The organism is Granulicatella sp. HMSC30F09 (assembly GCF_001806915.1).
GTDB classification, from domain to species: Bacteria; Bacillota; Bacilli; order Lactobacillales; family Aerococcaceae; genus Granulicatella; species Granulicatella adiacens.
Genome location: NZ_KV786436.1, coordinates 44,715 through 57,832, shown reverse-complemented (window position 1 = coordinate 57,832; position 13,118 = coordinate 44,715). Strand labels below are relative to the sequence as shown.

Below are 13,118 nucleotides of genomic sequence, written 5' to 3'. Positions count from 1 at the left end.
GAGAAAAAAATGAGTTTTAAAATTGGAGATATTCAAATTGACAATAGTGTAGTTGTGGCCCCGATGGCTGGGATTTCGAACTCTGCTTTCCGTGTCACTGTAAAAGAATTCGGTGCTGGTTTAGTGGTATGTGAAATGATCAGCGACAAAGGGATTCAATTTCGTAATGAGAAAACATTAAGCATGCTTCATATCGAACCAAACGAGTATCCACTCAGCGTTCAAATCATGGGCGGAAATAAAGATACTTTAGTTGAAGCGGCGAAATACGTGGCTGAAAACACAGAAGCGGCGATTATCGATATCAATATGGGATGTCCAGTAAACAAAGTCATTAAAGCCGAAGCCGGAGCGAAATGGCTGTTAGATCCAAATAAGGTATACGAAATGGTAGCAGCGGTTGTAGACGCAGTGGACAAACCTGTGACTGTGAAGATGCGTACAGGATGGGACCACGAGCATTTATATGCGGTGGAGAATGCGCTGGCTGCAGAACGTGCCGGTGCAAGTGCGGTTGCGATGCACGGTCGTACTCGTGTTCAAATGTATGATGGGAAAGCCGACTGGGAAATCCTAGGAGAAGTGAAGAAGAACTTAACGCGCATTCCTTTAATCGGGAATGGAGATGTTCGTAGCCCGGAAGATGCCAAACGCATGATTGATATCTCAGGCGTAGATGGCGTCATGATTGGACGTGCTGCCTTAGCGAACCCTTGGATGATTCGCCAAACCGTTCATTATTTAGAAACAGGCGAATTGCTTCCAGAAAATACCGTTCCAGAGAAAATTGAAATTGCGAAATTACACTTACAAAGACTTGCGAACCTTAAAGGCGAAGCGGTCGCAACGAAAGAATTCCGCAAGCTTGCAGGCTACTATTTAAAAGGAGTGCCACGTGCCTCCAAAACAAAAGTAGCCATCAACGAAGCTGAGAATTTACAAACGGTAGAAGCCTTATTAGACCAATTCGTGGTAGAACATTTAGAACGTGAAGAACGTCAAAAACAACGCTTGGCAGAAATTTAAGCAAAAAGCCTTGAAATACTTTCAATAAAGCCTCTTCTTTTGGTACAATAAGAAGAGTTATGAAGAACAAGCACCGTTCAAAGGAGGAACAAACGTGTCTTTCGAAGTAGAAACACAAGAAACATTAAATGACCAATTACAAGTTCGTCGTGAAAAAATGAGTCAGTTACGCGAAAAAGGAATCGATCCTTTCGGTACTGGATTCAAACAAAAAAATACAACTGAAGAAATCCACAAACAATTTGAAGGAGCTACAAAAGAATCTCTTAGTGAGCAAGAGCCTGTAACAGTTCAAATTGCTGGACGTATGATGACAAAACGTGGAAAAGGGAAAGCCGGTTTTGCTCACATTCAAGACGGCAAAGGCCAAATCCAAATTTACGTACGTAAAGATGCTGTTGGAGATGATGCATACGAAGTCTTCACAAAAGCAGACTTAGGAGACATCGTTGGTGTTGTTGGGACTGTTATGGTCACAAACACTGGTGAGTTATCTGTTAAAGCAGAACAATTCGTTCATTTAACAAAAGCACTTCGCCCACTTCCTGATAAATATCATGGATTAACAAACGTAGAACAACAATACCGTCAACGTTACTTGGACTTAATTAGTAACCGCGACAGCTTCGACCGTTTCGTTACACGTAGTAAAATCATCCGTGAAATCCGTCGTTATTTAGACGACCGCGATTACTTAGAAGTTGAAACTCCAGTACTACACACATTAGCGGGTGGGGCAAATGCTCGTCCATTTATCACACACCACAATGCGTTAGACATGGAATTATACATGCGTATTGCTACAGAGTTACACTTAAAACGTTTAGTCGTTGGTGGTATGGAACGCGTATACGAAATCGGACGTGTGTTCCGTAACGAAGGAATCGACACCACTCACAACCCTGAATTTACTTCAATAGAAATCTATACAGCTTACACAGACTATAAAGATGTCATGGATTTAACAGAAGGAATCATCTCAGATGTTGCCAAGAAAGTATTAGGAACAACATTAGTTCCTTATGGCGAACATGAAGTGGAATTAAAAGCCCCATGGAAGAGAATTCATATGGTAGATGCGATTAAAGAAGTTACAGGTGTTGACTTCTGGCCACAGATGACGGACGAAGAAGCACGCGCCATCGCGAAAGAAAAAGGCGTGAAAGTTGAAGATTCAATGACATTCGGACATGTTGTGAACGAATTCTTCGAAACATTCGTTGAAGAAACATTAATCCAACCAACCTTCATCTACGGACATCCAGTGGAAGTATCTCCATTAGCGCGTAAGAACGATGAAGATCCACGCTTCACAGATCGTTTCGAATGCTTCATCTGTACAAAAGAGTACGGAAATGGCTTCACAGAGTTAACAGACCCAATCGATCAACGTGAACGTTTCATGAAACAAGTAGAAGAAAAATCTGCTGGGAACGACGAAGCACATCCGCACGATGAAGACTTCATCCAAGCGTTGGAATATGGTTTATCTCCAACGGGTGGGGTAGGTATCGGAATTGACCGTTTAGTCATGTTACTAACAAACAGCCAATCAATCCGTAACGTCCTATTATTCCCAACTATGAAAAACTTAGACTAATATCCAAATTAGTGCCCCGTTTAAGGCTTGCCTTAGACGGGGTGTTTTTTGTTTAACCGCCATTACCAAATATGGTAATTATCATATATGATAATTATCTTTTATGATAATTTCGAAAATGAATCCAAGAAGAATGCGACTGAATTGAGAACACTAAAAGTAACAAATGTTCACAGGGTCGTAGTTGACTTTCTAAACATTTGATTATACTATGAAAAAAAGTTGGAAGAGAGAGCTTTTCCATACTGAATGTTATAGACGAAAGAGACCTGCACGCGATTCGAGCACGGCTTGAATGGGGTGTTTTTTTACTAAAGGAGATCTAATGAAATATTTTAAACAGTTTGGATGGATCATGATTGTGACCTGTATTGGTGAAATCATGAAATATTACATCCCGCTTCCGATTCCGGCAAGCATCTATGGCCTCGTCTTAATGATGGCTGTATTAATGACCGGTGTTGTTAAAATTGAAAAAGTATATCAAGCAGGAACGTTTTTAATCGAGATTATGTCGTTAATGTTTATTCCAGCTGCTGTTGGAATTATCGAATCGTGGGATCAATTGCATCGTATTATCGTGCCAGTATCCATCATCACGATTATTACGACTTTTGCCGTGATGATTGTTTCGGGAAAAGTAACGCAATACGTCCTCGAGAAAGGAGTCCAAGATGGTGAATCAACTCGTTCTTAATACAGCAACAATTGGGCTCGTGATTAGTATTATCGGCTTTGAAGTAGGCGTGTTTTTACGTGATCGATACAAATGGCCAATCTTCAATCCGCTACTTGTAGCGATTATTTTTGTAATTATCGTATTAAATGTCTTTAACATCGACTATGATAGCTATTATGCGAGTGCGGATAACTTAAGCTATTTATTGACGCCCGCAACGGTTTGCTTAGCGATTCCGTTATATCAACAAATCGAGCAATTGAAAAAGCATAAAGGTGCCATCTTTGCAGGGATTACTGCAGGGGTGTTGACGAGCTTATGCACCGTTTGGCTATTATCTTCGCTTTTCCAATTAACGCACGAAGAGTACGTAACTTTATTGCCAAAATCAATTACCACAGCCATCGGTATGGGCTTATCTCAAGAGTCGGGTGGATATGTGACGATTACCGTAGCGGTGATTATTCTTACAGGGGTTCTAGGAAATATGTTCTGTGAAATCATCTGTAAAGTAACAGGTATCACGCATCCTGTCGCAAAAGGAATCGCAATTGGAACGTCTTCTCATGCGATTGGGACAGCACGTGCCATGCAATTAGGGGAAGTCGAAGGTGCGATGAGTGGGTTATCCATCGTGATCTCAGGGATTATTACCTTAGTAGGGGCTCAGATTTTTGCAGGATTTATTTAAATGAAAGGTTGACGGTGGTTGGCCTTTTTATTTTGGCCGGTATGACGGACAATAGATATAAATAGCATATAAATTTCACAAAAAAGAAGATATTTTGACCGAAATGGTCATTGACGAGTTATAAATGTGGGTGTACACTATGGATGTAAACGTTTAACTAAAATAAATATCAAGAAAGGAGGAAGTCTAATGGTAAGTACCATAAAAGATATTGCAAAAGCAACAGGTGTTTCTATTGCGACCGTTTCGCGTGTGATAAACGATTTGGGTGGTTACAGCCCTGAAGTTGAGAGAAAAGTTCAACAAGCAATTAAGGAACTTGGATATAGACGTAACGTGAATGCTCGGAGTCTCGTAAGTAACACATCTAAGATAATTGGAATCATTATGCCTGATGTTGCAACATCTTATTATGGCGATATTGTCAGTGGGATTGAAGACGAGGCAAGTGTTCACGGATATAATGTTATTTTGACCCATGCAGGTGTTGAAGGAAACAGGCTACACGAAAGCTTAGAAATGATGTCTGAGCGTCGTGTGGACGGATTAATCATTTTTTCTTTGTCACTAGAAGAACATGATATTGATGTGATTGTCGATTTAAATATACCGGTATTACTGATTGCCACAGAAGTTGCAGGCAGCCAGATTCCATATATTAAGGTTGATGATTATGCAGCATCTTATGCGGCCGTTGAATATTTAATCCAGCATGGACATTCAAAAATTGCTCTAGCTGGGGTTAACAAAACTGACCCGATTGCTGGAGTTCCAAGGATTCAAGGATATAAAGATGCATTATTATCACATGGAATAACACTAGATAACCAAAGAATTCAGTATGGAGACTTTAGTTTTGATGCGGGTAAAAAAGCAATGGATGCATTCAGTCAGTTAGAAAATCCCATAACAGCAGTTTTCTGTGTTAGTGATGAAACGGCATTAGGAATTATTTCTAGATGTTACGAAATTGGGAAATCTGTACCTGATGACATCTCTGTAATTGGATATGATAATTCAAAGATTTCTTACATGTCATCACCACCAATCAGCACTATTGCTCAACCATTTTATAAGATGGGAAAATTGGGCTGTAGTCGTCTAATATTGTCGATTGGTACTAAAGAAAAAATCAGTTCAGAAATAATACCGTTCGAATTAGTTGAAAGAGCTTCTGTAAAAACGTTATAGGAGTTATTGTGAACATTACGTAAACGTTTAAGTAAAAATCCTAAACGACATGTATTGCCCATTAGAAAGCTATAGAGAACTTTTTTGTTAAGAAAATGATGAAAACAAGAGAGGATGATAATCATGAAAAATGATTGGAGCAAGAAAGTAAGAGCCGCACTCGCGTTAATAGCACCGATGGTTTTAGTGGCTTGTGGGAATAACACGACTAGCGATAAGAATAATGATGCAAAAGAAAATGAACCTATCACAATGAAGATTGGACAACAAACACAACCAAACTCGAAGTTACCAGAAGGAGATTCATATGCAAATAATGCCTATCGTCGCTTAATCAAAGATAAACTTAACATCACAATTGAAAGCGCTTTTGAAGCGAACGGGGATGATTATGATCGCCAAGTAGCGCTTGCGATTGCCTCCGGAGATTTACCAGATATTATGACGGTAGATAGAGACGAGTTAGAAGAATTAGCGAATAATGGCCTTATCGAAGATTTAACTGATGTTTTTAATAAATATGCTAGCGACAATATTAAAGCAGTTTACAAATCCTTTGATGATTTTCAATTAAAGGCAGCAACTATTGATGGACAATTAATGGCAGTTCCAGGGGTCGGAAATGATTTCGGACCAAATCTTGTATGGATTCGTCAAGATTGGTTAGATAAATTAGGAATTAAGCTCGATCCAGATGGCAACCATGCAATTACATTGGATGAACTTGAATCGACTGCCAAAGCTTTTATTGATAAAGATGCTGGTGGAAAAGGGAATACAAAAGGACTTGCTTTCACACCTTGGCTTTCTGCTGATAACCACGGTGGAACAGCGTATACAGCTAATCCAATTATGAATGCTTTTGGTGCTTATCCTAAAGTTTATTTACCAACGGATAGTGGAAAAATTGAATATGGTTCAAATACTAAAGAAATGAAAGAAGCTCTTGGATATTTGAACAAGCTTTATAAAGAAGGAATTCTAGATAATCAAGTTGGTACACGTACTTATGATGATATCAATGCGATGAATATCAATGGTGAAATTGGTATTGTTACTGGTCCATGGCATTTCCCAGATTGGACTCTTGTACAAACTCGAACAGCAAATCGTGATGCTCTATATACTCCATATGCTATTGAAGGTAAAGATGGAAAAGTTAGTGGTGTTCAAAAACCAGGTGCTGGTGGCTTTGTTGTAGTAAGAAAAGGATTTGAACATCCAGAAGCTTTAATTAAGATGTTGAATCTAATCTTTGACGAAGTGCCAAATGATAATAATATGGAACAAGATTTCCCTGAAATTTATCAATATGCTCAAAAAGCAGTTGATGGTTCAGTACGTCCTATGAATATTGAAATGTTCAAAAATCTAAGTGAAATTGATGATGCAGTGACTGCTTCTAATGCTGCTGAAGGAAAATCTAGTATTGATGATATTCATAACTTCACAGTGAAGAATAATGCTAAGCATATTAAAGCTTATTTAGATAATCCGAAAGCTTCTGACCCTACAGAATTTGCAGTATACTCTTCACGCTTATTAGCAGTTCGTGATGTAATGGGTGGGGTTCGTAATGAAGGAATTTATAAAGAAATCAAACCTGTTTCAATTGTTCAAAAAGTAAAAGCAACTGAACGTAATGGTGCTCAAATCGGCAAATTAGAAGAAGAAAACTTTATTAAATTTGTGACTGGCGAACAATCACTTGATGATTTTGATAAATACGTAAGTACATGGAATGAACAAGGTGGTTCAGCAATCATTAATGAAATGCAAGAAATTGTTAATAAACAATAAAAATAATGAGTGGAAAACACTATAACCAATATTTATTTGAAATAAGTAGGTATTGAACAAAAAGCCGAAGCAGACGGTCTCATACAGCAATAAGGATACGCAGACGAGCGCTTAGGGGAAGTCATTTTTCCTTAAGTGAATCTCCTTAAAATAGGGCTGATGCAGAGCGAATGTTTCAGGCTTTTTGTTTAGATTAAATTATGAGAAAGCGAGGGGTTGAATATGGAAATGACAACTACAAAACCTGACAATAAGAAAAAGAAACGTAAATCGTGGCTTTCTAAGGACCAATGGCTTTTCTTGGGGATGATTGTCCCTGGAATGATCTTCATTTTCATTTTCTCTTATATTCCAATGTTTGGGGTTGTAATGGCCTTCCAAGATTTTAAACCAGCAAAAGGTTTTCTTAATTCAACTTTTGTCGGATTAGATAACTTTAAATACATTTTCAATTTACCAGATATTTGGCAAGTAACTTTTAATACAATGTTTATAGCGATTGGGAAAATTATTTGGAATACTATCATCCCTATAGCATTTGCTATTTTATTAAATGAAATTCGATTAAAATGGATGAAACGTACGATGCAAACCATAGTATATCTTCCATATTTCTTATCATGGGTAATTTTGGCAAGCGTTATAGTGAACCTTTTTAGTTTAGATGGAACAGTAAATCAATTACTGCAGAGTATCGGATTGCAACCAATTAATTTTCTAGGGAAAAATAGTGTCTTTCCACATTTGCTTATTTGGACAGATGTTTGGAAAGGGTTCGGATATAATTCAATCATCTTTTTAGCTGCGATTACTTCTATCGATCCAGGATTATATGAAGCAGCTACGATGGATGGAGCTTCATGGTGGCAAAAGGTTCGACATGTAACGATTCCAGGGATGATGCCATTTATCATTTTGATTACTATTCTTGCGTTGCCAGGAATTCTTAGTGCAGGGTTTGATCAAGTATATAACTTGTATTCTCCACCAGTTTACGCCAGCGGGGATGTTCTCGATACGTATATATACCGTATTGGTTTACTTAGTCGAGATTATAGTTTGGGTGCGGCTGTCGGATTAGTGCGTTCGATTGTAGGATTAGTTTTAATCTTTGGTTCGAATAAGCTTTCCGAAAGAGTTACGAACCGCGTTATGTTTTAGGAGGGATAACCATGAAAGAAAAATTTGGAATAAGACAATTTATCATTTATGTTGTCGTTATCTTACTGACTTTATCATGCTTAATCCCATTAATGAATGTTATTTCGCTATCCTTTAGTAGTTCACAAGCGGTAGCGTCTAATAAAGTTGGGTTATGGCCAGAGGAATTTACGTTTGCTGCGTATGAAAAAATCATTAATGATGCGCAATTTTGGCGTTCGTTTGGAATTAGTGTGTTTAGGGTTGCAATGGCGCTAATCATTAATTTATTTATGATAGTGACATTGGCATATCCATTATCAAAATCTGTGAAGGTATTTCGCTCAAGGAAAGTCTTTATGAATATTATGGTGTTTGCGATGCTCTTTAGTGGTGGTATGATTCCAAGTTATTTAGTTGTTCGTTATTTAGGACTTATCAATAGTGTATGGGCACTTATTTTACCAGGCGCTGTTCCAATTGGTAGTGTTATTCTTGTAATGAACTTCTTCAGAAGTGTACCAAAATCATTAGAAGAGTCTGCACTACTGGATGGGGCTAATCCTTGGCAAATTTTAACACGAATTTATATTCCGATTTCATTGCCATCTTTAGCGACCGTATCATTATTCAGTATTGTCGGTAGTTGGAATGACTTCTTTGGAGGTTTAATTTATATCACAAAAGTCGAAAATTATCCTTTAATGACATATATTCAATCATTATCCGTAAATATTGCTGAAACGTTGCAAAAAGCGGGTGGTATGTCAACACAACAGTTACAAGCTTTACTATCCGTTTCAAACAGAAACTTGAATGCTGCCAAGATTGTGGTTGCTATCGTACCGTTATTAGTTATTTATCCATTCTTACAAAAATACTTTGTTCAAGGTATTGTTGTAGGCGCTGTGAAGGAGTAAGAGAGAAATGAATGAATTTTTTAAACTAGATAATGTTTTCTTTCGAGTGATGAATAAATGCTGGAATTATTTGGTGCTTAATTTTATGATTTTGCTAACTAGTTTACCTGTTGTAACAATTGGTGCTTCACAAATAGCTGCACATACAGTATCTATTCAATTAATTGAGTATACTGATACGAACGTGACGAGAGTGTTTTTCCGTGCTTTTAAAAGCAATTTTAAGAAAGGGACTATAGTTTGGATAATTCAATTAATGGTAGCTGTGCTTTTGTGCATCAATGGATATTATTTGATGCACATAGATGGGAATTTATTTGTTTTGATGGGGACAATCTTTTTAACCCTCATTTGGATTCAAATTTTTCAGTGGGGGTACTATTGGATTGCTCGTTATGAAGGGGATTTGAAACAACAGTTAATAGCATCTTTTAAGACAGGAATTGCTTTTCCTTTGGAGAACACGGTTGCTTTATTCTGGTTACTAATCCCAGTTTTAATAGCTGGATTATCAACTACCTTTTTCATTTTTATATTATATATGAGCCTATTTCTTGTTCTCAGCATTTGCCAAATTCAACGGACAAAGCAATTGTTAAAAGTTAGTCGAACATTAGAACAGAATACATAGCGCTAGAGTAATTAAAATTACTTAATGAATAGTATTCTGTCAAAAGAGAAAGTTTAGTATAATTAAAATGAGAATGTATTCAATCGATTGCACTGAAACTAATAATTTTAAAGTTATTAGTTAAAAAATAAGAAAAGAGAGATTATTATGGAAAAACATTGGTGGCAAGAAGTCGTCGTTTATCAAATTTATCCACGTAGTTTTAAGGATTCAAACGGAGATGGGATTGGTGATTTAAGAGGGGTTATTGAGAAGCTCGATTATTTACACTCACTTGGAATTGGAGCGATTTGGCTCTCTCCAGTTTACAAGTCTCCAAATGACGATAATGGTTATGATATTTCTGACTATGAAGACATCATGGACGAGTTTGGAACGATGGCGGATATGGAAGAATTAATCGTCGAAGCCGATAAACGTGGCATTAAAATTGTGATGGACCTTGTTGTGAATCATACGTCTGATGAACATCACTGGTTTATTGAATCAAGAAAAGGAAAAGACAATCCGTATCGTGATTACTATGTGTGGGCGGACCCTGCAGAAGATGGGGGAGCGCCAACCGATTTGCAGTCTACGTTCTTAGGAAGTGCATGGAAATACGATGAAGCAAGTGGTCAATATTTCTTGCATTTATTTAGTCAAAGACAACCAGATTTAAATTGGGAAAATGAAAAAGTTCGCTGTGAAGTCTATGACATGATGAATTTCTGGATTGATAAAGGCGTTGGTGGATTCCGTATGGACGTGATTGATTTAATCGGGAAAATTCCTTTAGAAGGGATTACTTCAAATGGTCCAAAACTTCATGAATACCTACAAGAAATGAATAAAGCGACCTTTGGAGATAAAGATTTATTGACCGTTGGGGAAACATGGGGAGCGACACCAGAAATCGCGAAACTCTATTCAAACCCAGAACGTCATGAATTATCGATGGTCTTTCAGTTTGAACATTCGCTCTTAGATAATGAACCTGGTAAAGAAAAATGGGACCTTAAACCGCTCGATGTAAGTGAATTAAAGGCGGTTCTTTCAAAATGGCAAACAGAACTTGGAGATGAAGGGTGGAACTCTCTGTTCTGGGATAACCATGATTTACCAAGAATCGTGTCCCGCTGGGGGAACGATAAGGAATATCGTGTTCGCAGTGCCAAAGCTTTTGCCATTTTATTACATATGATGAAAGGGACGCCTTATATTTACCAAGGGGAAGAATTGGGATTGACGAATACGCCAGTTTCTAGCATTGAAGAGTTGGATGATATCGAGTCGATTAATATGTACCATGATCGTATCGAAAGAGGGTTTAGCGTTGAATCCATTATGGAGTCTCTAAATGCAAAAGGCAGAGACAATGCGCGTAGACCAATTCCGTGGACTGCCGAAGCAAATGGTGGATTTACGACGGGGACACCTTGGCTAGCGCTCAATCCAAATTACAAAGAGATTAACGTAGAGGCGGAACTCCAAAATCCAGACTCTGTATTCCATACGTATCAAAAATTGATTCAGCTTAGAAAAGACCATCCAATCGTTGTTGGGGGCGATTATGAGCTACTTGAGACTCATTCTAATGTGTTTGCATATTATCGCACGCTCGGGGAAGAAAGATGGTTGACGGTCGTGAATTTATCGGATTCTGAGGAAGAAATCACTGTGAATGCCCGATTTGATAAGGTTTTAGTCGCAAATACAGAGGATGAGATTACAGATTTACACGCTTATAAGCTTTCTCCGTGGCAAGCCTTTGTGGTGGAATTGTCTGGCAATTGAAACAACTTTCATATATAATGTAAGTGCATAAAAGTATATGGAAAAATGTGAATTTTTTCAAAAGTTAAATTTTGAAAATTTAGCCCTAAGAGTATTGGAATTATCGTGATTTTTGTGATATCATACTTTTTTCATTCTACAAATATGATAAAATATGGTATAATAGTTTGAATAAAAATAAAAGGAGAAAGGGGATGGACGATGAAAGCATTTTTAGCAAAATTACAAGAAGGTTTTAAATCATTAGGCTTTGCGAGTCAATTGGGAATAGCGCTAGGCCTATCTTTAGCGATGCTTGCTGGAGTATATGCGCTATCTCAAGATTTGAGTCCCTTGCCAAAAGTAACTCAAGTTGTAGAAATGCAAACGACAGATGCCACATCGTCACATTCTCCAAATCATTCCGAGAAAGCAGAAAAAAAAGAAGTAGCTCAAAAGAGGTCTGAAGAGTCTTCGACCACATTAACGGTAGAAGCTCCAACGACAGAAGCTGTAACCACTGAGGAAAAGAAAGTCGCGCCTGAAATACCAAATCAAGAAACAAAGGCGGTTGTCGCAGCAAGTCAGGAGATGCCAACCACTGAAAAATCCTTTCCTCAAACAAAGGAATCCGCCGCGGTCACTTCAACTGAGCCAACGACTGTTCAAAGAGATGTTGTAACGTCTACTTCTACAGTTGCTACTACGGAAACGACGGAAGTGACGACTGCAGCTTATCGCTTAATTCCGTTAGGTAATAGTAATAAAGATTTTGAAACTTACCAAGAGGCTATCCAGTATATGAGAGATAAACTAGATGAGTCTTCAAAAGCCTTTGAAGAAGGTAAGCAAGATTGGGTTTACTCAGGTAGAGTTTATGGTGTTCCTTGGAGCGATAGCCGTACTACATTTACGGTAGATTTGATTCCAAAGGTGATGACACCGCAAACGCCAGATACAAGTGGTATTTCTACAGAACCCACTCAGTAAACGATTCATGATGACACTTTGCAAGTTGTATTTTGCAAAGTGTTTTTTTTGAATGAATATATTTACTTAAAAGAGTTAGGTATGTTATACTTATATTATATTTTTACTAGGAGTGAAAGATACATGGAATCAAAAGGAAGAAAATGGTTAGGAATTATCATTTCGATTATCGTGATTGTAGGTTTTGCGTACAGTCGTTATAGAAGATATGAAGCAAAACAAGAAAGAAATAGAGCACAACAACAGCAAATTGAAAATGCAAAAGCTGTACAAGAGGCAACCAAAAAAATAGATGAAGATGCGAAAAATAAACTTAGTGAACAGTTAAAAGATGCTGCGAAAAAGGCTGGAAACATTGCTAAAGGCATTGAAAAATTAAAAAATGCTGAAATGAATAAAGAAATTGAAGATGGATATAACATTGTTAAATTAGATGGCAAATTTTTAATTGTGAAAGATAGCGATGTGGATCAAGCGGTTGAATTAACAGGTGTAACAGATGCTCATGTAATTCCAACGAATGACCAAGATCGTAACCAAAACTACAATGTTTTAGTCGTGAAAAAAGATGGCGAATGGCGTGTAGTTGATGAAACTAAAAAAGGGGAAGATGTTCTCGTATTAACGGGTGAAACAATCACTGCAGATACAAAATTCCGCTTAAAAGATAAAACACTTTATATTGAATAATACGA

At 37.6% G+C, this 13,118-nt stretch carries 12 protein-coding genes; all 12 read left to right on the top strand.

Annotated features, from left to right (window positions below; genetic code table 11):
• Positions 1-9: 9 nt before the first annotated feature.
• On the top strand, positions 10-1,026 hold the full coding sequence (dusB, locus tag HMPREF3103_RS08565; protein WP_070439235.1) for a tRNA dihydrouridine synthase DusB: 1,017 nt from the start codon (positions 10-12) through the stop codon (positions 1,024-1,026).
• Positions 1,027-1,120: 94 nt separating this feature from the next.
• A complete protein-coding gene (lysS, locus tag HMPREF3103_RS08560; protein ID WP_070439232.1) occupies positions 1,121-2,626 on the top strand; it encodes a lysine--tRNA ligase in 1,506 nt (501 codons plus the stop codon).
• Between the two features lie 325 nt (positions 2,627-2,951).
• Positions 2,952-3,323 carry a CidA/LrgA family protein gene (locus HMPREF3103_RS08555; protein ID WP_049554924.1) on the top strand — a complete coding sequence of 124 codons (372 nt, stop codon included), beginning with the start codon at positions 2,952-2,954 and terminating at the stop codon, positions 3,321-3,323.
• Positions 3,301-3,996 (top strand): LrgB family protein, encoded by a 696-nt coding sequence (locus tag HMPREF3103_RS08550; RefSeq protein ID WP_239652339.1) that lies wholly within the window; start codon positions 3,301-3,303, stop codon positions 3,994-3,996. Before HMPREF3103_RS08555 ends, HMPREF3103_RS08550 begins: the two co-directional genes overlap by 23 nt.
• A gap of 189 nt (positions 3,997-4,185) precedes the next feature.
• Positions 4,186-5,187: a LacI family DNA-binding transcriptional regulator gene (locus HMPREF3103_RS08545; protein WP_070439229.1), complete on the top strand. Its 1,002-nt coding sequence runs from the start codon at positions 4,186-4,188 to the stop codon at positions 5,185-5,187.
• A 123-nt stretch (positions 5,188-5,310) separates the two neighbouring features.
• The gene (locus tag HMPREF3103_RS08540) at positions 5,311-6,987 is read left to right on the top strand and encodes an extracellular solute-binding protein (protein ID WP_049554922.1); all 1,677 of its coding nucleotides are present in this window, start codon (positions 5,311-5,313) and stop codon (positions 6,985-6,987) included.
• Positions 6,988-7,215: 228 nt separating this feature from the next.
• Positions 7,216-8,148, top strand: a complete 933-nt coding sequence (locus HMPREF3103_RS08535) for an ABC transporter permease (protein ID WP_371327443.1) — start codon at positions 7,216-7,218, stop codon at positions 8,146-8,148.
• A gap of 11 nt (positions 8,149-8,159) precedes the next feature.
• Positions 8,160-9,047: a carbohydrate ABC transporter permease gene (locus tag HMPREF3103_RS08530; RefSeq protein WP_049554920.1), complete on the top strand. Its 888-nt coding sequence runs from the start codon at positions 8,160-8,162 to the stop codon at positions 9,045-9,047.
• Between the two features lie 7 nt (positions 9,048-9,054).
• Entirely contained in the window at positions 9,055-9,678 is a 624-nt protein-coding gene (locus HMPREF3103_RS08525; RefSeq protein WP_049554919.1) for a DUF624 domain-containing protein, read from the top strand.
• Positions 9,679-9,825: 147 nt separating this feature from the next.
• Positions 9,826-11,454: a glycoside hydrolase family 13 protein gene (locus HMPREF3103_RS08520; protein ID WP_070439226.1), complete on the top strand. Its 1,629-nt coding sequence runs from the start codon at positions 9,826-9,828 to the stop codon at positions 11,452-11,454.
• A gap of 201 nt (positions 11,455-11,655) precedes the next feature.
• Positions 11,656-12,423 (top strand): hypothetical protein, encoded by a 768-nt coding sequence (locus HMPREF3103_RS08515; protein ID WP_049554917.1) that lies wholly within the window; start codon positions 11,656-11,658, stop codon positions 12,421-12,423.
• Positions 12,424-12,546: 123 nt separating this feature from the next.
• Entirely contained in the window at positions 12,547-13,113 is a 567-nt protein-coding gene (locus HMPREF3103_RS08510; protein WP_070439223.1) for a hypothetical protein, read from the top strand.
• Positions 13,114-13,118: the final 5 nt, after the last annotated feature.

What these genes read in the sequence shown, in the direction of transcription:
- dusB (WP_070439235.1), top strand. Translation starts at nt 10, where the DNA reads ATGAGTTTTAAAATTGGAGATATTCAAATTGACAATAGTGTAGTTGTG.
- HMPREF3103_RS08555 (WP_049554924.1), top strand. Translation starts at nt 2,952, where the DNA reads ATGAAATATTTTAAACAGTTTGGATGGATCATGATTGTGACCTGTATT.
- HMPREF3103_RS08550 (WP_239652339.1), top strand. Translation starts at nt 3,301, where the DNA reads ATGGTGAATCAACTCGTTCTTAATACAGCAACAATTGGGCTCGTGATT.
- HMPREF3103_RS08545 (WP_070439229.1), top strand. Translation starts at nt 4,186, where the DNA reads ATGGTAAGTACCATAAAAGATATTGCAAAAGCAACAGGTGTTTCTATT.
- HMPREF3103_RS08540 (WP_049554922.1), top strand. Translation starts at nt 5,311, where the DNA reads ATGAAAAATGATTGGAGCAAGAAAGTAAGAGCCGCACTCGCGTTAATA.
- HMPREF3103_RS08535 (WP_371327443.1), top strand. Translation starts at nt 7,216, where the DNA reads ATGACAACTACAAAACCTGACAATAAGAAAAAGAAACGTAAATCGTGG.
- HMPREF3103_RS08530 (WP_049554920.1), top strand. Translation starts at nt 8,160, where the DNA reads ATGAAAGAAAAATTTGGAATAAGACAATTTATCATTTATGTTGTCGTT.
- HMPREF3103_RS08525 (WP_049554919.1), top strand. Translation starts at nt 9,055, where the DNA reads ATGAATGAATTTTTTAAACTAGATAATGTTTTCTTTCGAGTGATGAAT.
- HMPREF3103_RS08520 (WP_070439226.1), top strand. Translation starts at nt 9,826, where the DNA reads ATGGAAAAACATTGGTGGCAAGAAGTCGTCGTTTATCAAATTTATCCA.
- HMPREF3103_RS08515 (WP_049554917.1), top strand. Translation starts at nt 11,656, where the DNA reads ATGAAAGCATTTTTAGCAAAATTACAAGAAGGTTTTAAATCATTAGGC.
- HMPREF3103_RS08510 (WP_070439223.1), top strand. Translation starts at nt 12,547, where the DNA reads ATGGAATCAAAAGGAAGAAAATGGTTAGGAATTATCATTTCGATTATC.